Genomic DNA, 24,611 nt, shown 5'->3' on the forward strand with positions numbered 1-24,611 from the left:
GCCGCGACTCGGGCCTCAGCCACCGGCAGGGACACCGTACGCCGGGCGGAAGCCCTGGGCCCGGTGGGCCAGCACCCCGGAGCGGGCCAGGAGCACGGCCGCGACGGTCATCATCGTCGCGGCGCCGCCCTGGTGGACCCCGGCCAGCGCCCCCAGACCGTAGAGCGCGACGCGCAGGGCCACCCCGCCGAGCCATATCGCGGCCGTGGCCTTGCCGCCCCGGGCCCAGAGGGCCCCGGACTCGTCGGACCATATTCGGGTGGTCCAGGCCCACGCGGCGCCGGTGGCGAGCCCCGCCAGCACACCGCCGGCCAGCAGACCCACGGACGCGGCGCGGTGCCCGGCGTCGATCAGCCCCGGCTGCCGGACGGCCAGGGCGACGAGCACCGCGGGAAGGAGCCACCAGCGCCGGGCATCGGTCGCCACCCTGCGCGGCCTCGCCTGCCGGACGAGCACGATCGCGCAGACCCCGACGATCACTGCGACATCGAAAAAGCCGGACATGGGACAACCCTCCGCGGAGCGTGGACGAGCGCGAACGATTCAACGCATCCGACGCTACGGATCCGGCTCGCAGCCGGGATCGGCTCACGGGTGGGCTTCGGGTGGAGCCTGGGTGGAGGCCCGGGTGGAGCTCGCTCTCCACCCGGGGGTGGAGGCTCCGTGCCGGCACACGCGCCTCCGGCGCCGCAGCGGCCACCGGACCACTAGCGCGTGGATCCCGGCGGACGCGCGGGCGCCGCCACGGCGCCTGTCGGAGGAAGGTGTGCTGACAGGCGGCGGTGCGTCAGGCGTCGATGCGCGAGCGGTCCAGCGTGGCGGCGGAGTTGGTGATGAACTCCTTGCGGGGGGCGACCTCGTTGCCCATCAGGAGATCGAAAGCGCGCTCCGCCGCTTCCAGGTCGCTGATGTTGATGCGCCGCAGCGTGCGATGGCGCGGGTCCATCGTGGTCTCCGCGAGCTGGTCGGCGTCCATCTCACCGAGACCCTTGTAGCGCTGGATGCCCTCCTTGTAGCGGACGTTCTTCCGCTCCAGCTCCATAAGCGTCTGCCGCAGCTCGCTGTCGGAGTAGGTGTAGATGTACTTGTCCTGTCCCTTCTTAGGCTGCGTCAGCTCCACCCGGTGCAGCGGCGGCACCGCCGAGAAGACCCTTCCCTCCTCCACCATGGGCCGCATGTAGCGCTGGAAGAGGGTCAGCAGCAGGCAGCGGATGTGCGCGCCGTCCACATCGGCGTCGGCGAGGAAGATCACCTTGCCGTAGCGTGCCGCGTCGATGTCGAAGGTCCGGCCGGACCCCGCTCCTATCACCTGGATGATCGCGCCGCACTCGGCGTTCTTGAGCATGTCGGAGACCGACGACTTCTGGACATTGAGGATCTTGCCGCGGATCGGCAGCAGTGCCTGGAACTCGGAGTTCCGGGCCAGCTTCGCCGTGCCGAGCGCCGAGTCACCCTCGACGATGAACAGCTCGCTGCGCTCGACGTCGTCGCTGCGGCAGTCGGCGAGCTTGGCCGGCAGCGAGGAGGACTCCAGGGCCGTCTTCCGCCGCTGGGCCTCCTTGTGCTGCCGGGCGGCGATGCGCGTACGGGCCGCGGCGACGATCTTCTCCAGCACGGCCCGCGCCTGCTGCTTGGCGTCGCGCTTGGTGGAGGCCAGGAACGCCTTGAGCTCCTTGGCCACGACGTTCGCCACGATCCGGGAGGCGGCCGAGGTGCCCAGGACCTCCTTGGTCTGCCCCTCGAACTGCGGTTCCGCCAGGCGGACCGTCACGACGGCCGTGAGGCCCTCCATCGCGTCGTCCTTGACGACGTCGTCCTCGGCGACCCGCAGGAGCTTCGACGAACGGAGCACCTCGTTGACCGTCTTGGTGATCGACCGCTCGAATCCGGCCACATGCGTGCCGCCCTTGGGGGTGGCGATGATGTTGACGAAGGACTTCACCGTCGCGTCGTAACCCGTGCCCCAGCGGAGCGCGATGTCCACGCCGAGCTCGCGGGTGACCTCGGTCGGGGTCATGTGCCCGCGGTCGTCGAGGACCGGCACGGTCTCCTTGAAGGTGCCCTGGCCGCTCAGCCGCAGCACGTCGCACACGGCCTTGTCCTGCGCGAGATACTCGCAGAACTCACTGATGCCGCCCTCGTAGCGGAACGTCTCCTCGGTGCTGTCCGCGCCGTCGAGGCCCCGCTCGTCACGGACGACGATGGTCAGCCCCGGCACCAGGAAGGCGGTCTGCCGAGCGCGGCCGTACAGCGTCTCCAGGGAGAGCTTCGCGTCCTTGAGGAAGATCTGGCGGTCCGCCCAGTAGCGGATACGGGTGCCGGTGCGGGCCTTGGGGACCTTCTTGCCCTTCAGGAGGCCGTTGGCCGGGTCGAAGGGCGCGTCCGGGCCGGACTCGGTGAAGATGCCGGGCACGCCGCGCCGGAAGCTGATCGCGTGGGTCCGGCTGTTCCGGTCCACCTCCACGTCCAGCCGGGCGGAGAGCGCGTTGACGACGGAGGCGCCCACGCCGTGCAGACCACCGGAGGCGGCGTACGAGCCGCCGCCGAACTTGCCGCCCGCGTGCAGCTTGGTCATCACGACCTCGACACCGGACAGCCCGGTCTTGGGCTCGACGTCCACGGGGATGCCACGGCCGTTGTCCCGGACCTCCACCGAGCCGTCGTCGTGGAGGACCACGTCGATCCGGTCGCAGAATCCGCCCAGAGCCTCGTCGACGGAATTGTCGATGATCTCCCAGAGGCAGTGCATCAGGCCACGACTGTCGGTGGAGCCGATATACATACCGGGACGCTTGCGAACGGCCTCGAGCCCCTCGAGGACGAGCAGGTGCCGCGCGGTGTAGTTGGATCCGTCCCGGTCTGCCCCGGTCAGCAACGCAGTGGACGGCACGGACATATCGGCGGTCACGCGGTTCGCTCCTCGCTGAATTTCTTTTTCGGCCCCGGTCGGGCGCGGTCATGGCTCGGTCGCCGTTCAGAGGGTACCGAGGCCTGGTAGAGCCTTTGCGCAGCCACCCGTAGGAATGCCCATGCTAGTCCAGAGTCGATCACACGTTCGATGACTCGATGGAGTGACGTGCACATCACGTTCCCTTGGAGGCATGAACCATTTAGGCTCCGGGCACGTCCTCAAGAACAACCCGGCAAGCCGGCCGGGCAGGACCAAAGACCCCCAGCGACGTGAAACCGTAAGCCCACGCAATACGGCTCATTCGCCGCCAACCGTCAAGATCTGGCCCACTCGGAAGGAACTTTCGAGGAAAAGCCGCGAGCGGGAACGTTTTCGGCCTGGTTGGATGTTGACCCTGGTACGACAGCTCGTCGAGCTAGAGAAGAGGCGACGTGACTACTGTTCTGACCCCCGCGAGCCCGCTGACGGCCGCTGACCGCTGCGACCGGTGCGGCGCTCAGGCTTACCTGCGCGTCGTTCTCATGAGCGGCGGCGAACTGCTCTTCTGCGCCCACCACGGGCGTAAGTTCGAGCCAGAACTCAAGAAGATCGCCGCGGAGATACAGGACGAGACGGAGCGGCTCACCGCCTCTCCGGCGTCCGCGTCCGACGAGGACCGTTGAGTCCGCAATGGAACGCTGACACATCGCATCCGACGACGAGCGAGGTCCGGCCATCCAGGGCCGGGCAGCGGCGGGCGGCCACCCCCACGGGGGAGGTCGCCCGCTCTCGTGTCCGCACGCGCCCCACCGGACCTCTCCACGGCCTCACCGCCGCCTTCCCGGCCGCGCCCTGAGGTGATGGCGCACGCCCCTCGGGACAGCCCGCGACACGAGTTGCTGGACGGTCGGAGGCAGTACCGGAGTCCCGGTTTGCTCCGGGGCCGCGGTGCGGAGGGGCGGCTCGGCCGCCTGAGCCGCGGCTGGAGCGGCTTGCTTCGCCCCTTCGGCCACACGTGCCGCCACCAGCGACTTGACCGCCGAGATCCGCGTGTAGACCCCTGGATGACCCTTCTGGGCGCAACCGCTGCCCCAGGACACCAGCCCGATCAGCCTCCCCCGCGCGACCAGCGGCCCGCCGCTGTCGCCCTGGCAGGCGTCCTTGCCGCCGTCCGGCAGCCCGCCGCACAGCATCGAACCCCGGCGGTAGACACCCTCCGCGCTCCCCGGGTACGCCCGCTCGCACAGGGCGTCGTCCAGCACGAGCAGCTTGGCGGTACGGAGCGTCTCCGAGTAGGTGCCGTCGCCGTACACGTCGCCCCACCCGTAGACCATGGCCGGCGTACCCGTCCGGTACACCGAGTCACCCGACTGCGCCATCGGGAGGACGCGCCCCCCGGGCACCGGCTCCTTCAGGGTGAGCACGGCGACATCGCCCGCGTTGGTACCGGCGTCGTACCCCGGATTGACCCAGGTGTCGCGGAGCTCCAGCTCGAAGCCGGACACTCCGCGCAGATCGTCCCGGCCGCTGATGATCCGGAGGTCCTTCGCCTCGCTCACGTCCATGCCGAGCACTTCGTGGCTCAGGCAGTGCGCCGCCGTGACGACCGTCCTGGGGCCCACCACGACGCCGCCGCAGAACTGTCCCGACCGGGCGACCCCGAACCGCTGGCGGCTCGCCAGAGCCACGGCCCAGGGCGCGTCCGAGGCTCGCACGGACTGTCCACCGATGACCCCCCGGTCCGCCGCTGCCGGAGCGGGGACCGCGAGCAGCAGCGCGACGGCGCCGGCCAGCGGATAGCTCAGGGAACGCATGCGGTCTCCTGACGGTGCGGAGTTCCTTGCACACCCAGGGTCAACCCGCGCGCCGATCACCGCATCCCGAAGCCGGACGGGCGTACTCCGAATTCGCGCTTGGCCACGCGGAAAGCCCGAAGGCCCGGCGCCCCCACGAGGGAGGCCCGGGCCTTCGGGACCTGCTGATTCGACGGGTCCGTCCGTCAGTCCAGGTAGTCGCGCAGGACCTGGGAGCGGGACGGGTGACGCAGCTTCGACATCGTCTTCGACTCGATCTGACGGATGCGCTCACGCGTCACCCCGTAGACCTTGCCGATCTCGTCGAGGGTCTTCGGCTGACCGTCGGTGAGACCGAAGCGCATCGAGACGACGCCCGCCTCACGCTCGCTGAGCGTGTCCAGGACGGAGTGCAGCTGCTCCTGGAGGAGGGTGAAGCTGACGGCATCGGCCGGCACGACCGCCTCGGAGTCCTCGATGAGGTCACCGAACTCGCTGTCGCCGTCCTCACCCAGGGGGGTGTGGAGGGAGATCGGCTCACGGCCGTACTTCTGGACCTCGATGACCTTCTCGGGGGTCATGTCGAGCTCCTTGGCCAGCTCCTCCGGGGTGGGCTCGCGGCCCAGGTCCTGGAGCATCTGGCGCTGGACACGCGCGAGCTTGTTGATGACCTCGACCATGTGCACCGGGATACGGATGGTGCGGGCCTGGTCGGCCATCGCGCGCGTGATGGCCTGGCGGATCCACCAGGTCGCGTACGTCGAGAACTTGTAGCCCTTGGTGTAGTCGAACTTCTCGACGGCACGGATCAGACCGAGGTTGCCCTCCTGGATGAGGTCCAGGAAGAGCATGCCGCGGCCGGTGTAGCGCTTGGCCAGGGAGACCACGAGTCGGAGGTTGGCCTCCAGCAGGTGGTTCTTGGCGCGGCGCCCGTCCTCGGCGATGATCTCCAGCTCACGCTTGAGCTTGGGCGCGAGCTTGTCGGAGTTCGCAAGCTTGTCCTCGGCGAACAGGCCCGCCTCGATGCGCTTGGCGAGCTCGACCTCCTGCTCGGCGTTGAGGAGGGGGACCTTGCCGATCTGCTTGAGATAGTCCTTGACCGGGTCGGCGGTGGCACCGGCCACCGCGACCTGCTGCGCGGGCGCGTCGTCCTCGTCCTCGTCGGACAGGACGAAGCCCTTGTTCTCGCCGGTCTCGTCCTCTTCCTCACCACCCTTGCCCGGGGTGGGGGTCTCGTCGACGAGCTCATCCTCGAGCAGCTCGTCGGCATCCTTCTTGGAGGCGGTCTTCTTGGCCGCCGTCTTCTTCACGGCGGCCTTCTTGGCCACCGTCTTCTTTGCCGCCGCCTTCTTGGTGGCGGCCTTCTTCACGGGCGAGCCCACGGCATCGTCATCGTCGCCGTACGCGTCCGGGGCGGACGTCGCGGACGCGGTCTGGCGTGCCGTGACCGTCTTGGACGCCACGGCCTTGGTGGCGGTGCGCTTCGCCGGGCTCTTCGCTGCGACGCTCTTGCGGGTGCGCTTGGGCGCCTCGGCGGCACTGACCATCAGCGTCACACCCTCCTCGTCGAGGACCTGGTTGAGGCTGCGCAGAACATTCTTCCACTGGGTTGGCGGAATCTGGTCAGCCTCGAAGGCCCGACGCACGTCGTCGCCGGCGATCTGCCCCTCGGCCTTTCCCTGCTCGATGAGCGCCATCAGAGACTCGGATTCGGCGATCTCCGGCGGGAGCGTACGGGATGTGCTGGCCGACACGAACAACCTCTCGGAACGATGGAAACGGCTTTCGGTCCCGGCCCCCTCTGGACGAGGACCCGGTTCCGACGACCGCCGGCAAGGATGAACCGGCGGCGCGGGTGGTGAATGCAGAGGGACTCAGCGCCTCGAACGAGGCCCGTATTCCTTCCGCGGCTGCCACCTCTTTAGTCATCGCACTGCCTCAAAGAGCGTTACGCCCAATCCTCGTGGCCCGAGTCACACCCCATAAGGGATATAAAGCCACTTCAGCAGACAGAACACCCCGATGCGCCCCCGCCCGAGTTCCGGGGGCGCCATGTGCCGTTCGTCCACAACGGCTCGCGCGGGCAACCCGGACGCGCGGCCGTACGCGCGAGCCGTGGACACGGTCTCGCGCATGCGGCCCGTCCGTGCGACCCGCCGGCGCCGTTCCGCTCTTTCGCGCGGTCAGTGCTCGCGAGGGGCCGGCACCACGCGCTCGACGTCCGGGTGGGCGACGAGCAGTTGACGCATCGCAGCTTCCGCCCCGGCGGCGTCCCCCGCGCCCACGGCGTCGACGATCCGGAGGTGATGGCCCACGCCTGCTTCCGTGGGGCGGTCACAGCCGGCCGAGGGCGCGCCCGAGACGTGCAGGGCGGAGGAGACGATGCCGGCGAGGTGCTCCAGCATGCGGTTCCCCGCGACCTGGAGCAGCAGCGAGTGGAACTCGGAGTCGGCGCGCGAGAAGGTGAGCGAGTCACCCTGCGCCAGCGCGTGCCCCATGATCTCGGCCATGTCGGCGAGGCGCTGCTGGACGTCCTCGCGCCCGTGTCCGGCGGCGAGCCGGGCCGCGAGCGGCTCGATGGTCCAGCGGAGCTCGCTGAGCTCGCGGCGCTGATCCTCGCGCTGGGGGCCGAAGGCCCGCCACTCGATGATGTCGGGGTCGAGCAGGTTCCAGTCGCTGACGGGGCGGACCCGGGTGCCGACGTTGGGACGTGCGCTGACCAGGCCCTTGGCCTCGAGGACGCGCAGGGACTCGCGGACGACGGTGCGGGAGACCTCGAACCGCTGGCCGATCTCCTCGGGGACGAGCGGACGGTCAGCTCCCAGATCGCCGGAGACGATCATCTGGCCGAGCTGCTGGACGAGCTGGCCGTGCAGCCCTCGGCCGCGACTGCCGGCCGCGCGGCGGCCTGCCCGGCTCAGCTCCGCCTCGCCGTCCCAGGCAGGCGAGGCCCCGCGGTCGACCCCTGGGGTCTCCGCGTAGGGGTAACGGTCAAGCTCGCCCGGGCCTGCGAGGCCGGTGTCGGCGGGGCGAGCCGCGGTCATCATGGTGTGCGCAAGGGTACTCACGCCTCCTTTGTCGGCGACACCTCGAAGTCCCTTGAGGTCTTTGGTGAAAAGCACACGAAAGGGTGATCGCCCATTACCTCACAATTGACGACCAAATGGACATAACCGGGCACTCTCTGGGGTGGCGTGAATGCGGAGCGTGACGACATCGGCGCCTGGCGCCAGTCTGGATTCCGGAGCGTGAGCGCGGCGGCATGAGCACCCCGGCGCGCGCCGTCACCTCGGGCCCCCTCGGAACACGGTGAGGACGTACGCGCCGAGCAACCCCGCGAGCGACAACGCGAGCGCCCAGCCGACGGGCTGGGACACCAACCGCAAGGCCGCCGAGATTCCGGTGTCCATCTCGGACGGCCACTGGACGACCGCGGCCGCGCGCAGCCGCTCGGGAAGTCCGATGAGGGACCGGGCCGCGGGCTCGGCCAGCACACTGCCGAGGAGCGGCATCACGAGGGTCGGCACCGCCAGCACCGCGACCAGCCCCAGAGCGGTGGAGCGGAACAGCCCGCCGGCGAGGAGGCCGGCCCACGCGCAGCCGAGGGCCAGGCAGGCGCAGCCGGCGAGCCCGACGGCCCAGCCCGCGGGGGCGACGACCGCCTCGTCGCCGTAGAGCAGCCGCACCACGACCGCGTCGAGGAGCACCGCGACGAGCGCGAGGAGCACGGCGGCCGCACCGGTGACCGCGAGCTTGGCCCCGAGCAGTCCGAGACGGCGGGGGACGGTGCCCTGGTCCGGCGCCAGCGCGGGGTAGCGGAACTCCTGGCCGAATGAGAGCGCTCCGATGAGCCCGGCGCCGAACGCCGCCGGGGGCAGGGGCAGCAGGCTCGGCCAGCCGGTGAACAGGCGTGGCTCCGGGGCTCCGGTGCGGGCGAGCAGCACGGCGGCCAGAAGGGAGACGCCGAGGGTGGCGGCCGTCACGATCCAGCCGGTCGGAGCCCCTGTCGCGCGGCGCAGTTCGTACCGCAGCGGCCAGACGGGGTCGGGGGCCGGGAGGCGCGGCAGCGGGCGGGGCACGATGACGGGCCGGACCATCGGGCCGGACGCTGCCCCGGTTCCGCGCTCCCCCGGCTCTTCACCGGACGCGGCATCGGGCGGAGCCGCCTCGGGACCGGGGCCGCCCCGACGGCCGTCGGCACGCGGCAAGGGGGTCACGGGCCCGGTGTCACCGGTCTCTTCGGTCAGGCGGTGGACGAGGATGCCGTGCCGGTAGGCGGTCTCCCCGACGACCGCGCAACTGCCGCCGTAGACCGACAGCCTGCCGCCGCCCTCGTGCACGACCTCCATGGGCGGCTCTCCCGGGGGCATCTCCACGGCGTCGGCCTCGGCCTCCAGGAGATGGGCGAGGCGGGGTGCGAGCGGCGAACGCACCACGACGCGGGGGCGGAGCCGCGTACGGGCGAAGGCGGCCGCCTCTTGGTCGGCGACGAGGCGCCCCCGGTCGATGGTGACGACCTGGTGTGCGATGCGAGCGGCCTCGGAGGCGTCGCGGGAGGTGACGAGGACGGCACCGCCCTGCTCGGCGAAGCCGCGCAGCACCCCATGGAGCCATGCGGTCTCGCGGGGGGAAAGCTCGTACGCGGGCTCGTCGAGGACCAGGGTGTGCGGATCGCCGAGCAGTGCGGCGGCGAGGCCCAGGCGGCGGTCCATGCCACGGGAGAAGGCGTCGAGGCGCTGATCGGCGAGGCCGGTGAGCCCCACCACCTCCAGCACCTCGTCGGCACGGCGTACGGGCACGCCGGCCGCCGCGCTGAGCATGCGCAGGTGGCTCCGTGCGGTGCGGGCGGGATGGCCGGGGACGTCACCGAGGAGCACCCCGATCTCCCGCATGGGGTGAGCGACGCGGTCGAGGGTGCGGCCGCGGAAGAGGGCGACGCCGCGGCCGGGGTCGAGCCGCAGCATGAGCCGCAGAGTGCTGGTCTTGCCCGCGCCTTCCGCCCCGAGGAGCACGGTCACCCGCCCGGGGCGTGCCTCGAAGGTGATGTCGTCGACGGCGGGAGGCTGGTCGCGGCGGGGAGTGCTCGTCAGTCCGATGGCCTGGATCATGGCTTCTCCCGCAGGGCGTGAGACGGCTCGGCGGCGCGGCCGGCGACCGGACCGGAGCGGCCCGGGACCGAACGGATCCGGGGGATCGCACAGCGCGCGAAGTCGCTGGGGCGTACGGCAGCACCGTAACCCGATATGCCCGAATTAGTCCGCAATGCCGACTGCCGGTCACCCGTGTCCCGCCGCGGGAGCGAGCCGCCCCTACGCCTCCGGCCGCAGCATCGGCGGGTTGAGCACCGTGGCCCCGCCGGCCCGGAAGAGCTGCGCCGGCCGCCCTCCCTGACGGGTCGTCGTCCCCCCTGTGGGCACGAGGAAGCCCGGGGTGCCCGTCACCTTGCGATGGAAGTTGCGCGGGTCCAGGGCGACGCCCCACACCGCCTCGTACACCCGGCGCAGCTCGCCGACGGTGAATTCCTGCGGGCAGAAGGCAGTGGCCAGCGAGGAATATTCGATCTTGGAGCGGGCGCGCTCGACGCCGTCCGCGAGGATACGGGCGTGATCGAAGGCCAGCGGGGCCGCCTGCTCGCCGTCGCGGCCGTGAGCCACCTCTTGGTCGAGCAGATCCTCCACGGGCGCCCAGCGCACGCTGTGCGCGTCACCGCCTGCCCGCGGAGCGGGCAGGTCGGGGGCCAGCGCGAGGTGTGCCACGCTGACCACCCTCATGCGAGGGTCGCGCTTGGGGTCGCCGTAGGTGGCGAGCTGTTCGAGATGGGCGGCGTTGGCGAGTGCGGGCCCGGCCGGGTCGTGGGCATGCAGCCCCGTCTCCTCGGCCAGCTCCCGGGCGGCGGCGGTCGCCAGGTCTTCATCACCCCGGACGAAACCGCCAGGCAGTGCCCAACGGCCCTGGTACGGGGGCTCGCCACGGCGGACGGCCAGGGCGCACAGGGCGTGGCGACGCACCGTGAGCACGACCAGGTCGACGGTGACAGCGAAGGGCGGAAAGGCCGACGGGTCGTAGGGCATGCCGCGATCATAGTCGTCTGCTTGACGATAAACAGGGTCTTGCGGACGGACCGGACGCGCCCCCTCGGACACCCTCACGCGCGTCACCCTCACACTCCGAGCTGCAGGCCGTCAGGCGCTTCCTCGACCATGCCGAGCCCCATCCTGCTGATCCGTACGGCGAACGGCTGCTCGGCGATACGCAACCCGGTGAACCGCAAGGCACCGAGCGGCGCGGTCTGGAGCGGCCGGACCGCCACGGATCCGGCAGGAACGTCGGGACGGACACCGGCGAGCGCGGTCAGCAGCTGCACCGCGCCAGCAGCCGCGACGGCGGCCGGCCGGCAGGCCGCCGGATGCGGCAGCGGCATGCTGCCACTGGTGCGCTGCTCCCCCGCATACATCTCCGGCAGACGGTGACCGAAGGCGTCAGCCGCGTCGACCACGCCACGCAGCAGTGCACCTGCTTCCCTCTCATAGCCCGCCGCCGCCAGTCCCGAGACCGCGACCGCGGTCTCGTGCACGCGCACGGCGCCGCTGCGGTGCCCGAACGGATTGTGTCCGGGCTCCTTCGCCCCCAGGCTGCGCAAACCCCAGCCCGAGTCGAGTGCGGGCCCGCCGAGCAGCCGGGCCAGTTGCTCGGTCTGCACCTTGTCGAGGAGCCCCGGGGCGTGCACCCCGGCTCCGAGGAGGCCCGTGTCGAGGAGATGAGCGGCGGCACTCCCCAAGTGCGGTATCCGCCGCCCCTGGGGGGTGAGGGCGGCGGCCGGGCGGCCACCACCCCGGTCCTCCACCCAGAAGTCCTCACGGAACCGCCGGCGCAGTCCGGCCGCCCAGCTCCGCCAGCTCTCGGCTCCGGGCCTGCCGTAGGCCTCCAGCAGCTCCGCGCCCAGGAGCGCGGCCCTGTGCGCGTGGGCCTGCACTTCGCAGCGGTACGGGCCCCGGGGCAGGGGATCAGCGAGGTACCCGTCGTCGCCCACTGCCGTGCGCAGCCACCCCAGGCACCGCTCGGCGGCGGGCAGCAGCGCTTCCGTCTCCCTGTCCGGCAGTCCCCACCTCCTGGCCTCGGCGAGTACGACGGGGAACAGCAGGGTGGCCTCGATGCCCGTGCAGCCAGGGGGCAGGTGCGCTCCCGCGTGGCGCAGCGCCCCAGGGATACGGCCGCCGTCCGGGCCGGGGCCCGGGAGCTGGGTGCGCGCCAAGGCGCGCAGCGTGCCCGCAGCCAGCCGGACGCCGAGCGGCAGCGTCATACGGGCCGCCCACAGGCCCTCGGCGGGAGCGAGGCCGCAGCGCCAGGGGACTCCCGCGGCGAGGTGGGCGTCCCCTGGGTACGCGGGGTCGCGTACCAGCAGGGCGCGGAGATCGTCCAGGGCGGCGGCGAGCAGGATCCCAGCCCGTGGATCATCACCGTCCGCCTGCGCGTCGCCCCAGCAGGCCGCGCCCGTTCTGCCCCAGGATGCCGATGCCTCGGGCGAACGCATTGCGCCGTGCTGCTCCGCGAGCACCCGCAGCTCGATGCTCCGGCTGCCCCCCGGGGCCACGTCGACGTCCCAGCACAGCAGTCCCGCGGAGGCCAGGGTGTCGTCCGGCGGAGGGTCGGCCATGACCGCCGACTGGGAGCCGGGCACCGACCACCGCAGCCCGGAGCCGTGCACGGCGGCGGGGACTTCGGCTCCGGTCAGGCCCGCCGCTGCCGCGCCCAGTTCGGCCAGGTCGGTGCCCAGCGACACCTCCACCCGGAGGCTCAGGGGGCGGACGGCGGTGCTGCGCAGGACGATGCGCTCGACGCCCTCCGCCATGCGCAGCCGTTCGACGGTGACGGCCGGATCGGGCCCGGAGTCAGCGGCGGTCCGCACGGTGCCCACGAAGCGGGCACGGTCGGCGGCGAGCAGCCGCCCCTGCACAGGCAATGGCTCGGAGCCCCCTACCCGTACGAGGCATCGGGCGAGGAGCCGCCTGCCGCCACGGTAGAAGCCGTCGAGGCCCTGGCCGGTCATCTGCCCGTGCTCGCCGGAGATGGCGAGGGCAGGCAGCGCTACGCAGATGAGCGCCGAGTGGACGGGCTGCGGGCCGTGGGCACGGAGTACACCGGTGCGTGGGGGCGGTGCGGGGCGGCGGGTCGGCTGACCATGGGGGACGATGCCTTGCACTTGTCTGCACTCCCCTGCGGGCGTCATGGACCGGATCGACGGACAGCGTTTGCGGCCACCCGGATGAACGGCGCCAGGCCCGCCGAAGTCACGGTGCGGGCCACGCACCTCCTTTGTCGCGGGGGTCACTGGGGGCGGTCCTGGCCGCTGCGGGCGCCCTGCTGTCCCCCTGCCCGCCGGGTGCGCGCCCTTCCGGCGGGACTGGTCGGTCCGCCCGGCCGGGTGTTGGCTGTCGGCTTCATCGTCCTGCTCCGGCGGCGCGTCGACCCGGGGGCGGGCGGGGCGTCCGTCTTGGCCTCGGCCGTACTTCCCCTGCTCTCCTCGTCCTGGACGGCCTGGCGCAGCGCGCGATCGGCCTGCTCCGCGCGCAGGCAACGGCGCAGGGGTTCGGGGTCGAGGCCCTCGTTGCAGGCTCGGTGGAGGAGTTGGGCGAAGAGGTATTCCGGATCGAGGCGGAGGGCCCGCCCCAGGGCGACCCGGGCTTCGAGCTTGTCGCCGGCCGACCAGGCGACCCAGCCCGCGAGGGTGACGGGGGCGGTGGCGTGCTCGGCGTACGGAGGCACGCAGCGGCGGGCGAGGGCGCGCCAGAGCCGCAGCGCGGCCGGAAGGTCGGGGCCCTCCATCCACTCCGCGGCTCGGTCCCGCGTGACACGGTCCTGCAACCCGATGATGATCGCCGCTGCTTCCTGAGCGGTGAGGAGGGTGTCGTCGCGGGCGTCGGCTTCCGCTCGGCCGCCGAGCGCGGCGGCCTCATGGAACCTGCCCATGACCGCCCGGATCAGATCCAGCGACTCCCGGCGCACGGTCTCGCAGTCGGCACCGCGGAGGATCCGGGGCACCAGGGCCATCGCCGCCGCGTCCAGCGCCTCCGTCTGCTCCTCGGCGCGGGCTCCGGTGAGGGCTGCGTACCGCGCTTCCATCTGGCTGAGGGAACCGCGCATCTCCATGCCGGCGTAGGTGGCGGCCGCCGCCATGACCGAGGTGCCGGGGGTCGCGAGGGGTGTTCCCTCGTCGGGGCAGCAGCGCGGATCGGGGCAGCAGTACGACCAGAAGCGGCCGTCGGAGATGCACAGCGCCTCGTGCACGGGCATGGCGAACCGGCCGCACGCGTCATGCAGTGACCGGGCCAGCGGGCGCAGTCGCTCCATCACCTCCCGCGCCGTCTCGCCCGAGGCCGGGTCCTGGCAGAGGAAGAGAACGACGCCGTCGGGACGGGCTCCGCGCTTGTTGCTTCCGGTGACGAGGGTCTCCGCGAGCTGGTCGCAGATCTCGGGCCATTCCTCGCTGGTGTGGGGAATGCCGAGCCTGAGCCGGCCTCCGAAGCGGCCGCGCGGACCGTGGAGCGCGACCATGACGACGCTGTCGTCGGGCACGAAGCCCAGCAAGTACGGCAGGGCGTCGGCCAGTTCGGCGGGGCTGCGAAGGGTGACCTCCTGCTCCGTGTGCGGGCCCGTGGGGCCGGACGCGTCGGCGGACGAGGAGAACGGGTGAGCTGAGTCACTGTGCTTGGTCATGGCCCGAGAGTCCCGCGACTGCGTAGCGGCCCACCAGCCCTGTGGATAACCGCCGCATATTGTCGTACGAATCTTGTGGACAGTGCCCCTCCCGTCGGGCCGCGGTTCCCGGCGGCGCCCGCGTTTTCCACAGGTTCATGGTCGCGGTCGCGCGATGTCAGTGCCCTCGTGTTGCATGGGGGCATGACCAACGAAGACCTCCGCACCTCGGCCGACACCGTCCTGGCCCGTCTCGTCGGAGACACCACGGGCGCCGCGAGACTGCGCGAGGATCAGTGGCGCGCGATCGAAGCACTGGTCGCCCACCATCGCCGCGCGCTGGTCGTCCAGCGGACCGGCTGGGGCAAGTCGGCCGTGTATTTCGTCGCGACCGCGCTGCTGCGCGAGCGCGGCAGCGGCCCCACGGTGATCGTCTCGCCGCTCCTCGCCCTGATGCGCAACCAGGTGGAGGCTGCCGCGCGGGCCGGTATCCACGCGCGCACGATCAACTCCGCCAATACCGAGGAATGGGACACCATCCAGGCCGAGGTCGCGGCAGGCACCGTGGACGTGCTGCTCGTATCACCGGAACGCCTGAACAATCCCGACTTCCGGGACAATGTGCTGCCCAAGCTCGCGGCCGCCACGGGCCTGCTGGTCGTCGACGAGGCCCACTGCATCTCCGACTGGGGCCACGACTTCCGCCCCGACTACCGCCGCCTGCGCACCATGCTGGCCGACCTGCCGCCCGACGTGCCGGTGCTCGCCACGACCGCCACCGCCAACGCGCGTGTCACCGCCGACGTCGCCGAGCAACTGGGTACGGGCGAGACCTCGGAGGAGGCGCTCGTCCTGCGCGGGCCGCTGGACCGGGAGAGCCTGAGCCTCAGCGTCCTTCAACTGCCTGACGCCGCCCACCGGCTGGCCTGGCTCGCCGACCACCTCGACGAGCTCCCGGGCTCCGGCATCATCTACACCCTCACCGTCGCCGCCGCCGAGGAAGTGACCGCCTTCCTGCGGCACCGCGGCCACGTCGTCGCCTCGTACACCGGCAAGACCGAGAACGCCGACCGCCAGCAGGCGGAAGAAGACCTGCTGGCCAACCGCGTCAAGGCGCTGATCGCCACCTCCGCCCTCGGCATGGGCTTCGACAAGCCGGACCTCGGATTCGTCGTCCACCTGGGATCACCGTCGTCCCCCATTGCCTACTACCAGCAGGTGGGCCGCGCAGGCCGCGGAGTGGAGCACGCGGAAGTGCTGCTGCTGCCGGGCCGCGAGGACGAGGCCATCTGGAAATATTTCGCGTCCCTCGCCTTCCCCTCCGAGGAGCAGGTGCGCCGCACCCTCGACGTGCTGGCCACGTCCGACCGGCCGGTATCGCTGCCTGCCCTGGAGCCGCAGGTGGAGCTGCGGCGCTCCCGTCTGGAGACCATGCTCAAGGTGCTCGACGTGGACGGCGCGGTGCACCGGGTGCGCGGTGGCTGGACGGCGACCGGCCGACCGTGGGCCTATGACGCCGAGCGCTACGCCTGGGTCGCCCGGCAGCGCGAAGCGGAGCAGCAGGCCATGCGGGAGTACGCCACCACCACGGGCTGCAGGATGGAGTTCCTGCGGCGGCAGCTCGACGACGAGGGCGCCACCGCCTGCGGTCGCTGCGACAACTGCGCGGGGCCCCGTTTCACCGCCGAGGTCTCCGCGACCGCGCTGGACGCCTCGCGCGGCGAACTGGGACGGCCCGGCGTCGAGCTCGAGCCCCGGCGGATGTGGCCGACGGGAATGCCGGCAGTCGGTGTGGACCTCAAAGGCCGTATCCCCGCAGGGGAACAGGCCGCCTCCGGCCGGGCCCTCGGCCGGCTCTCCGACATCGGCTGGGGCAACCGGCTGCGGCCGCTCCTCGCTCCGAACACGCCGGACGGTCCTGTTCCGGACGACGTGGCGGACGCCGTGGTGACCGTGCTGGCCGACTGGGCCCGGGGGCCGGGCGGTTGGGCCGGCGGCGCCCGCGATGCGACCGCCCGGCCGGTGGGTGTCGTCACGCTCGCCTCCCGCACCCGGCCCAAGCTGATCCAGTCGCTCGGCGAGCACATCGCGAGGATCGGCCGGATGCCGTTGCTGGGCACGGTCGAGTACCGGGACACGGAAGCGGACACCCACCTGCCGCGCACCAACAGCGCCCAGCGACTGCGCGCCCTGGACGGCGCGTTGACCGTGCCGCCCGCTCTCGCGACAGCCCTGGCCTCGGCGGGCGGCCCCGTGCTGCTCGTCGACGATCTGGCGGACACGGGCTGGACGCTGGCCGTGGCAGCGCGGCTGTTGCGCCGGGCAGGGGCGAAGGACGTACTCCCGCTGGTTCTGGCGGTGCAGGGATAAGCGCGTGACGGGCAGGGCGGCTGGGCAGGGATAGGGGCGCACACCGCCCGGTGGGGGGCGCAGTGGCGCCAATTGATCGTTGCCGCGCACCGGCGCAGCCGGGAGAATCTGACGTGCTCCCGCCCCCGTCCGTCCATGGCCCGGCGGACTGCCGTGGCGGTGCGCGCCCTTGCCCGACGCCCGCCCGCGCCCGCCCATGGGCACGCAGACGAAGGGAGGATCATGACCTTCGGCTTCGCTCCGCCGCCCGCGGGCTCCGGACCCCGGCTGGGCCGCTCGCTGGAGCCCGCCGAGTGGGCCGCGGCAGGAATCCCCTTGCTGCGGAACCCGCGCGAACTGATCACCGGCCTGCACGCACGTCACCTGCCCGCACCGTCGACGGCGGTCGTCGCCGTCCTCGATCCCGATGAACGGCTCGCCGCGAGCGCGTCCTTCACCAGACGGCCCGCCTCGGCCGACGGCTGGGAGCTCCGCAACGCGCTCCTCGCGCAATTGCGCCAGGTGATCCCGCACGACCTCCGGCTCCGTGCCCCGGTCCGCACGGCCGTGCTTCTCTACTGCCGTGAGGGCGAGGCCCGTTGGACGGAGGAGGACGGTGCGTGGATGTGGGGCCTGCGTGACGCCTGCACCCTGCACGGCCTGCGCTGCGGCGCGTACATCACACTGACCACGAGTGGCTGGCAGATACTCGGCGAGGGGCGCAGCGGGCGGCGTCCGCGTTCGCCGGTGTACCGGACTGCGCCACCGGCATCCGGAAGCATGGCCTCCGAGATGCGGCACGCACCGCACAACGGCCGCCTGACGGACCGGCCCGCGGGCGGCGGGCCGGGCGCGAACCCCGCGGTCACCGCTGCCTCCAAGGCCGGGTGACCGCCGGGTTCGCGCCTCAGACGCCTGCCGGGAGCAGGGAGTTGACCCGCTGGGGGTCGGCGCAGACGATCAGCAGCGCATCGGCGCGGTCCAGGGCGGCGGGCAGCGCACCGTTCACCATGGCGTCCGCGCCACCGTTGACCGCGACGACCACGATCGGGCGGCGCCCGGCACGGCCCGCCTCGGCGCTCGCGTAGAACACGTCGTCGCGGGCGTCGTGCTGCGCCCAGTAGGACGCCTCACCGAAGGACAGCTCGTGCACGGCCCAGGGGTGCGGATCGCCGGTGGTGAGCACCAGGATCTCGCCGGGCTCGCGGCCGCTGTCGAGCAGCAGGTCGACGGCCTCGTCCGCGGCGTCCAGCGCGCCCTGCGCGGAGGCGGGGATCAGCTGGACCTGCGGAGCGGCCACCGGGGCCGGGGCAGGTGCGACGGGGGCCTGGGCCGGCGTCACCGCGTCACGCGGGGACGGTACCGGCACCGGACCACGGTGGGAGCCGGGGCTGCCGGGCCGCACCGGGACCGGACGGGGGCCAGGGACAGGACGGGGGGTCGGCGCGCCACGGCCGGGGGCCGGAACTGCGCGGGGACCCGGGACACTCTCGGGAATCTGAGGCTCCTCGGGGATGAGAGGCATGAGTTGATGTTTATCAAACGCCTGTGCGGGATGCATCGGCGGGTGGCGACCGGCGCCGCTCAGAAGTCGAAACCGAGTTGGCCACCGGCCTCCAGAGCAAGTGCCTCAGGAGTGCCGCGCACCCGCTTGAGGTGCTGCCACCTGGGCAGCGCGTCGAGATAGGACCAGGACAGCCGGTGGTGCGGGGTGGGGCCCAGCGCCTCCAGGGCGGCGCGGTGCACCGGCGAGGGGTATCCGGCGTTGTCGCCGAAACCGAAGTCGGCGCACTCGACGCCCAGTTCGGCCATCATGGCGTCCCGCCGCACCTTGGCGATCACGGAGGCGGCGGCGACGACCACGCAGGACTGATCGCCCTTGATGACCGTACGGACCCGCCAGGGATCGCCGAGGTAGTCGTGCTTGCCATCGAGGATCACCACGTCGGGCCGTACGGGCAGGGCGTCCAGGGCGCGCGTGGCCGCCAGTCGCAGCGCCGCCGTCATACCCAGTTCGTCGATCTCCTGTGGGGAGGAGTGCCCGAGCGCGTGAGCGGTCACCCAGGTCTCCAGCTCGCCCGCGAGCGCCGTGCGGCGCTTGGGGGTGAGCAGTTTGGAGTCGGTGAGCCCCTCCGGGGGCCGGCGCAGACCGGTGACGGCCGCGCATACGGTGACCGGTCCAGCCCAGGCTCCGCGGCCGACCTCGTCGACTCCGGCGACGACCTTGGCTCCGGTCGTGGCGCGCAGGGAGCGCTCGACGGTGTGGGTAGGCGGTTCGTACGGCATGGCGCCAGCAAGCGTACGCCCCCGGCTCCGGCCCGAGTAGCCCCGCCCCCTCCCCTTTTCGTCTCTTCTTTCTGTCCGGTCAGCTCACAGCGGCCGGCAGCCAGCCGGGCAGCGCTTCGACGCACTCCAGCCAGCTCGCCGGCGGCGCTCCCCGCTCGCCCGCCGCGACCACTCCGCCGACGATGGCGCAGGTAGTGTCCACATCGCCGCCCACCTGCGCGGTCGTCCAGAAGGCCGACTCGAAGGAGCCGAGATTGCGGGCGGCGGCCCACAGCGTGAAGGGCACCGTGTCATGGGCGCTGGTGCGGCGTCCGCAGCCGAGGACAGCGGCGACGGTGTGCGCGTCGCCGTAGTCGAGCATGTCGCGTGCGCGCCTCAGCCCGGCCTGGACCGCGCTGCGCGGCACGAGTGCGATCACGCCGTCCAGGAGCGCCTCGGCCGTGACGGAGCCGGGTGCGGCGGCGATCGCCGCGGCGGCGGCCACCGCCATGGTGCCGGCCACGGCCTCGCGGTGCTGGTGGGTGGTGTACGCGGAGATCTCGGCCTGGTGCGTCGCCTGCTCCGGGTCGTCCGCGTACCAGGCGCCGAGCGGTGCGATGCGCATGGCGGCGCCGTTGCCCCAGGAGCCCTGCCCGTTGAACAGGGCGGCGGCCAGCTCCCGCCAGTCGCCCCCTTCCCTGATCAAGCGCAGCATGCGGTTGACCGCCGGGCCGTAGCCGCGGTCGAAGTCGTGGTGCTCGGCGAAGGAGCGGGCCAGGGCGTCCTGATCGATCCGGCCGTGCGCGGCGAGTACGGCCAGCACCGAACAGGCCATTTCGGTGTCGTCCGTCCACTGCCAGGGGGCAGGCGGCAGTTCGCGGCGCTTGAGTGAGGGGTAATGGGCGGGGACGAAGAACTGGGACCCGAGGGCGTCACCGAGAGCCAGCCCGCGCAGGCTCCTCAGGGCTCGGTGGAATCGGTCAGCGGTCATCGCAGCGAACTCTAACCGGTGAACCCGTACGGTTCGGGGGTGCACCAGCGCTCGAACGGCCGGTTCAGGTGGTACCGGCCGTCGGTGCCGAGGATCAGGGCGCGGGTCTCTCCGTTGCCCGGGTTCGACAGGCACTCGAATTCGGCCACGGTCCAGTGCAGCCACCGCATGCAGAACAGCCTCATGGTCAGCCCATGGGTGACCAACAGGACGTTCGGCGGGTGGCCGGGGTCCTCGAAACTGCGCCACAGGCTCTCCAGGAACGCTCCGACGCGGTCGTACACATCGGCGCCCGACTCGCCCTGGGCGAAGCGGTAGAAGAAGTGGCCGTAGGCGTCCCGGTACGCCTTCTGGCGGCGCACGTCCGCGGGGTCCTGCCAATTGCCCCAGTCCTGTTCGCGCAGACGCGGCTCCTCGCGGACCCGGACCCGGCCCGGATCGAGCCCCAGCTCGTGGAAGGTCTGGTGCGTACGGCGGTAGGGCGAGACGTAAGCGGACACCTGCTCGTCCCCGAAGAGCTCGCGCAGCTGGACGCCTGCTTCCCGGGCCTGCTTGCGGCCCTTTTCCGTCAGGCTCAGGGCGTGATCGGGCTCCCGTTCGTAAACGGTGTCGTCGACGTTGCCCACCGACTCGCCGTGGCGGATGAGAACGATGCGTCGGGGCCGTGGCATGCCGCCACCCTAGATCGAGCGCGAACCTCTCGCCGCACGTCACCCCTCGAACAGGGGCCGACCTCGCCGTATCTCGCAGTGACGTCCGATGAAGCGGCTGGTCAGCAGCCGGTCATGGGAGATCACCACCAGAGCACCCGGCCATTGCGCCAGCGCCTGTTCCAGCTCCTCGACCAGGCCGAGGGCGAGGTGGTTGGTGGGCTCGTCGAGCAGCAGCAGGTCAGCCGGGCGGGCCAGCAGGCGGGCGAGACCCAGGCGGCGACGCTGCCCCACCGAGAGCGAGCCGACGGGCACATGGAGATCCCGCTCCAGGAAGAGACCGTAGGAGAGCAGGAGCTCACGGTGGGCCTCCTCGTCACCCGGGAGCTCACGCCCGAAGGCGGCGAGCAGCCGCTCGGCGGGCCGGCTCACGGCTGTCTCCTGGGGGAGGTAGCCGACGCGTCCCCGGCGGCGCACTGCGCCGGTATCCGGCTCGGCCACCCCGGCCAGGGCCTTGAGCAGCGTGGACTTGCCCGCGCCGTTGGCACCGTGCACCAGGATCCGCTCCCCCGCGTGGATCCGGAGTGAACCGACAGCGAGCCGGTCTCCGACGCGCACATCCTCCATCTCGACGAGGACGCCGTCGGCTTCGCCCGCCGACGGACGTGCAGTGAAGCGCAGCGGCTCCGGTGGGCACGGCACCGGGTTCTCCCGCAGGCGGCGCAGCCGTTCCTGGGCGTTGCGCACCCGGCTGGAGACCGAAGCCTGCACCCGTCCCTTGTCCCGGTCGTACGCCATCTTGTTGCCGTCCTTCATGGCCCGGCCGGGGGCGACGCGTTGTGCGGTGGTCACGGCGGTCTCGGCCAGCGCCTCGGTCTCCGCCACCCACTGCTCGTATGCCTGCGCCCAGCGGCGCCGGGCCGCCGCCCGCTCCGCCACGAATCCCGCGTACCCGCCGCCATAGCGGACGAGGGTTTTCCGGTCCGCGTCGACCTCGACCACCGCGGTGGCGACGCGCTCCAGGAAGACCCGGTCGTGGGAGACCGCGAGGACGGTGCCGGGGTGGGCCCGTACGGCGTCTTCGAGCCAGGTCAGGGCGGCACCGTCGAGATGGTTGGTGGGTTCGTCGAGGAGCATGACCTCGGGAGCGGCCGCGATGAGGCAGGCCAGTCCGAGCCGGGCCTGCTCGCCGCCCGACAGGCTGCCCAGCACCCGCTCCCGTCCGATGCGGGCGAGCCCCAGCGCGTGGAGCGCCTTGTCCACCCGGGCGTCCGCCTCGTAACCGCCGCGTCCTTCGAAGGCGGTGAGCAGCTCCCCGTATTCGGTGAGCCCCTGAGGCCCGGCGGACTCCAAACCGGTCTCGAGCTCGCGGAGGCGGTGCTCCATGGTGCGCAGCTCCGCGAGCGCCGCGTCGATCGCGTCGCCGACGGTGTGGTCCGGAGGAAGTGAGAGTGTCTGCCCGAGGAGGCCGACGCCGCCCTCCGCTGCCGTCACGACCGTGCCGTCGTCGGGCTTCTCGGTACCGGCCAGCAGCCTGAGCAAGGTGGACTTGCCGGCACCGTTCTCCCCCACCACGCCGATGCGCTCACCCGGCCGCGCCGAGAAGGTCACGCCGTCCAGGAGGTGCCTGTCTCCGCGGGACAGGGAAACACCGCGCAGGGAAAGCTGGGTGTGCATACAGACCTCCAGGGGGAATCGGCCACGGGCAGGTGCGCCACCCGCACAGCACAGGCGACCGAGCCGCAAATGCGACCCGAGTTGCGTTACCCTCAGCATGGCACGACCCCGCCCACTAACGCAACAGGAGTAGCAATTGCCGTCCGATACGTCACCCTCCCAGGCCCCTGGCACCGTCCGCCCCGGCGGGCGCACCGCGCGCACCCGTGCCGCCGTCCGTGACGCAGTCCTCGCCGGGCTGGTCGAGACCGGCTATCCGGGCCTGACGGTCGAGTACGTGGCCGAGCACTCCGGCGTCCACAAGACAACGCTCTACCGGCGCTGGGGCGGAGTCGAAGGACTCGTCGCGGACGCGCTCGAGCTCGCGGGCGAGGACAGCTGGACCCCGCCCGACACCGGGTCCCTGCGGGGCGATCTGCGCGCCCTGACGCAGGAGATCCTCGACAGCTTCGGCGACCCCGCGGGTGCCGCCGCCCCCGCCGCCTTCATCGCCGCCGCGTTCCAGTCCGCGCGCGCGGCGGATGCCCTGCGCGCCTTCTACACCGAGCGGTTCGCACGCTGCGCGCCACTGGTGGAACGGGCCGTCGAGCGCGGCGAGGTACCCTCCGGGACCGAACCGGGCGCTCTGATGCGAGCCGCCTCGGCCCCGCTGTTCTTCCGGCTGTTCATCAGCCGGGAGCCCATCGGCACGGCCGACGCCGACCAGGCGGCAGACGCGGCACTCGCCGCCGCCCGCGCAGGGGTCTACGCCCGGCGCGCCTGACGCCGGGCACACCCCGGCGCCGCTTCGGGCACGGCGGTCACACCGTCCAGGACGGCTCTATCGCGACGATGTCGCCGCCGATCGCCGCGACATCCGCCTCGGTCTGCGCCCGCAGCGCGAGCCGCTCCAACCGGTCGACGCGGTATTTGCCGTACTCGGCCCCGGAGTTCCACATCGACAGCACCAGGAACTCCTGGCCGGGCGCCTCGCCGAACACACCTCGCAGCATTCCCGGCGACCCGGCCATGGCCGGGTTCCACACCTTCTCCTGCATCAGCGTGAAGTGCTCGACCCGGTCCTCACGCACACGGCAGTGGGCGACGCGCACCACGTCCGCGTCCGCGAACTGCGGCCGAAAACCCACTTTTACGTCGCACCGGTGCTCGAACAGCCGCACCTGGATGTTCTTGTACGTGCCTGCCTGCGCGGCTGCCAGCCTGTCGTAGGACCGCGCCATGAACGAGTCGTAGAACGCCCTGCTCTCCCAGAAGCCGAAGAGGTGCGCCACCTGGGGGCGGCCCCTGCTCCAGCCCCCGCCCTGCCCCCGGAATCCCGGTTCACCGAGCAACCCCGCCCACTTCCGCTGCCCCCGCTCGAAACCACGACGGTCCACCACAGTGCAGCGAATCCACTTGACCAGCACCGCGCCATCGTACGGTGCAGACAGCGGCGCGTAATCACGTCCCGGATGAGTACACCCGCGCGAGCGTGCCGGCATCCACCTCTCTGAGCTCGATGCAGAACTCCCGCTTCAGCGGTTCCACCAAGTCCTCGGCGTTCAGCAGCTGTTGCATCGCGGAGGCACGGAAGCACACCATCGGGAACGGTGAGCGGGGCGGGCTCCGGCGTGCGCCGGGATTCGCCTGCCGCCACTGCACACCGACAGCGTTCAAGTCGCACCGGCACTCCGCCTCGGGGCCGAGCCTCACACCCCCGCGATCATCCGGCGGGCGCGAGCAACACTGCGGCGGCATCTCGTGCCCGGAGGGCGACACCGGCTTCTCCGGTGATCGCGGCGGTGGTGATCGCTCCGTCCATGAGCACGGCGAGCTGGTCGGCCAGCCGCTCCGCGTTCACGGCGCCGGCGGCACGGACGAGGCCGAGGAGATAGCCACGCACCTCGGCCTTGTGGTCACGCACGGCATCGGCCACGGCCGTCGACCCCGCCCCCATCTCCCCGAACGCGTTGATGAACGCACAGCCCCGGAAGTCCGGTTCGGCGAACCACGCGTGCAGCCACTCGAACACCGCGAGCGGCCGGTCCGCCGCGGACCGGCGTTCCACGCAACCGGCGAGCATGCCGCGCCAGTGACGGTCGCGACGACGAAGCCATGCCTCCACCAAAGCCTCCTTGGAGGGGAAGCACTGATAGAGGCGCTTGAGCGAAACACCGGACGCGCTGCGGATCCGGTCCATGCCCACGGCCTGTACGCCGTGCTCGTAGAAGAGCGCCTCGGCGGCATCGAGCACCCGGCGCTCGCTCTCGGCGATATCCATGTCACTCCCGACTGGCGAAGAGAACGTTCGTTCTCTAGGCTAC

The 24,611-nt window shown here is 71.9% G+C and carries 19 protein-coding genes and 1 pseudogene; 4 read left to right on the forward strand and 16 right to left on the reverse strand.

Features of this window, described 5'->3' with window-relative positions; genetic code table 11:
• Nucleotides 1-15 precede the first annotated feature (15 nt).
• Both ACH427_RS27125 and ACH427_RS27130 read right to left on the reverse strand, forming a co-directional pair.
• A complete protein-coding gene (locus ACH427_RS27125) occupies nt 16-504 on the reverse strand; it encodes a DUF1453 domain-containing protein (protein WP_398873466.1) in 489 nt (162 codons plus the stop codon).
• A 283-nt stretch (nt 505-787) separates the two neighbouring features.
• Nucleotides 788-2,908 carry a type IIA DNA topoisomerase subunit B gene (locus ACH427_RS27130; protein WP_398873467.1) on the reverse strand — a complete coding sequence of 707 codons (2,121 nt, stop codon included), beginning with the start codon at nt 2,906-2,908 and terminating at the stop codon, nt 788-790.
• A 434-nt stretch (nt 2,909-3,342) separates the two neighbouring features.
• Between ACH427_RS27130 and ACH427_RS27135 the strand changes: the two genes are divergently transcribed.
• Nucleotides 3,343-3,573, forward strand: coding sequence for a hypothetical protein (locus ACH427_RS27135; RefSeq protein ID WP_030260793.1), 231 nt, complete (start codon nt 3,343-3,345; stop codon nt 3,571-3,573).
• Between the two features lie 327 nt (nt 3,574-3,900).
• Here the strand turns inward: ACH427_RS27135 and ACH427_RS27140 are convergent.
• The 7 genes and pseudogenes from ACH427_RS27140 to ACH427_RS27170 all read right to left on the reverse strand — a co-directional run.
• Nucleotides 3,901-4,704, reverse strand: a pseudogene (locus ACH427_RS27140) (S1 family peptidase); the annotation flags it as partial.
• Nucleotides 4,705-4,889: 185 nt separating this feature from the next.
• Nucleotides 4,890-6,437, reverse strand: coding sequence for an RNA polymerase sigma factor (locus tag ACH427_RS27145; protein WP_398873469.1), 1,548 nt, complete (start codon nt 6,435-6,437; stop codon nt 4,890-4,892).
• A 429-nt stretch (nt 6,438-6,866) separates the two neighbouring features.
• Nucleotides 6,867-7,805, reverse strand: coding sequence for a FadR/GntR family transcriptional regulator (locus tag ACH427_RS27150; protein WP_398873471.1), 939 nt, complete (start codon nt 7,803-7,805; stop codon nt 6,867-6,869).
• A 162-nt stretch (nt 7,806-7,967) separates the two neighbouring features.
• A complete protein-coding gene (locus ACH427_RS27155) occupies nt 7,968-9,791 on the reverse strand; it encodes an ATP-binding cassette domain-containing protein (RefSeq protein ID WP_398873473.1) in 1,824 nt (607 codons plus the stop codon).
• Between the two features lie 201 nt (nt 9,792-9,992).
• On the reverse strand, nt 9,993-10,754 hold the full coding sequence (locus ACH427_RS27160) for an NUDIX domain-containing protein (protein WP_398873475.1): 762 nt from the start codon (nt 10,752-10,754) through the stop codon (nt 9,993-9,995).
• An 89-nt stretch (nt 10,755-10,843) separates the two neighbouring features.
• On the reverse strand, nt 10,844-12,910 hold the full coding sequence (locus tag ACH427_RS27165) for a glycogen debranching N-terminal domain-containing protein (protein ID WP_398873477.1): 2,067 nt from the start codon (nt 12,908-12,910) through the stop codon (nt 10,844-10,846).
• 98 nt (nt 12,911-13,008) lie between these two features.
• Nucleotides 13,009-14,397: a DUF4192 domain-containing protein gene (locus tag ACH427_RS27170; RefSeq protein WP_398873479.1), complete on the reverse strand. Its 1,389-nt coding sequence runs from the start codon at nt 14,395-14,397 to the stop codon at nt 13,009-13,011.
• A gap of 183 nt (nt 14,398-14,580) precedes the next feature.
• On the opposite strand from ACH427_RS27170, the gene ACH427_RS27175 reads away from it, so the two are divergent.
• A complete protein-coding gene (locus tag ACH427_RS27175; RefSeq protein WP_398873481.1) occupies nt 14,581-16,746 on the forward strand; it encodes a RecQ family ATP-dependent DNA helicase in 2,166 nt (721 codons plus the stop codon).
• A gap of 222 nt (nt 16,747-16,968) precedes the next feature.
• On the forward strand, nt 16,969-17,616 hold the full coding sequence (locus tag ACH427_RS27180; protein WP_398873483.1) for a hypothetical protein: 648 nt from the start codon (nt 16,969-16,971) through the stop codon (nt 17,614-17,616).
• A 16-nt stretch (nt 17,617-17,632) separates the two neighbouring features.
• Here ACH427_RS27180 and ACH427_RS27185 read toward each other — a convergent pair whose 3' ends face one another.
• From ACH427_RS27185 to abc-f, 5 genes are all read right to left on the reverse strand, one after another.
• On the reverse strand, nt 17,633-18,250 hold the full coding sequence (locus ACH427_RS27185) for a hypothetical protein (protein WP_398873485.1): 618 nt from the start codon (nt 18,248-18,250) through the stop codon (nt 17,633-17,635).
• Between the two features lie 59 nt (nt 18,251-18,309).
• The gene (locus ACH427_RS27190; protein WP_398873487.1) at nt 18,310-19,011 is read right to left on the reverse strand and encodes a ribonuclease HII; all 702 of its coding nucleotides are present in this window, start codon (nt 19,009-19,011) and stop codon (nt 18,310-18,312) included.
• A 79-nt stretch (nt 19,012-19,090) separates the two neighbouring features.
• Complete coding sequence (locus ACH427_RS27195) at nt 19,091-19,981, reverse strand: ADP-ribosylglycohydrolase family protein (protein ID WP_398873489.1); 891 nt, start codon at nt 19,979-19,981, stop codon at nt 19,091-19,093.
• Between the two features lie 11 nt (nt 19,982-19,992).
• Complete coding sequence (locus tag ACH427_RS27200; RefSeq protein ID WP_398873491.1) at nt 19,993-20,652, reverse strand: histidine phosphatase family protein; 660 nt, start codon at nt 20,650-20,652, stop codon at nt 19,993-19,995.
• A 39-nt stretch (nt 20,653-20,691) separates the two neighbouring features.
• Complete coding sequence (abc-f, locus tag ACH427_RS27205; protein ID WP_398873493.1) at nt 20,692-22,308, reverse strand: ribosomal protection-like ABC-F family protein; 1,617 nt, start codon at nt 22,306-22,308, stop codon at nt 20,692-20,694.
• A gap of 136 nt (nt 22,309-22,444) precedes the next feature.
• On the opposite strand from abc-f, the gene ACH427_RS27210 reads away from it, so the two are divergent.
• Nucleotides 22,445-23,071, forward strand: a complete 627-nt coding sequence (locus ACH427_RS27210) for a TetR-like C-terminal domain-containing protein (protein WP_398873495.1) — start codon at nt 22,445-22,447, stop codon at nt 23,069-23,071.
• Nucleotides 23,072-23,108: 37 nt separating this feature from the next.
• On the opposite strand, the gene ACH427_RS27215 is transcribed toward ACH427_RS27210, so the two are convergent.
• Both ACH427_RS27215 and ACH427_RS27220 read right to left on the reverse strand, forming a co-directional pair.
• Nucleotides 23,109-23,714, reverse strand: coding sequence for a YdbC family protein (locus ACH427_RS27215; protein ID WP_398873497.1), 606 nt, complete (start codon nt 23,712-23,714; stop codon nt 23,109-23,111).
• A gap of 296 nt (nt 23,715-24,010) precedes the next feature.
• Nucleotides 24,011-24,568: a TetR/AcrR family transcriptional regulator gene (locus ACH427_RS27220; protein WP_398873499.1), complete on the reverse strand. Its 558-nt coding sequence runs from the start codon at nt 24,566-24,568 to the stop codon at nt 24,011-24,013.
• Nucleotides 24,569-24,611: the final 43 nt, after the last annotated feature.

The sequence above is a fragment of the Streptomyces sp. NPDC020379 genome, assembly GCF_044387105.1.
Classification (GTDB): domain Bacteria; phylum Actinomycetota; class Actinomycetes; order Streptomycetales; family Streptomycetaceae; genus Streptomyces.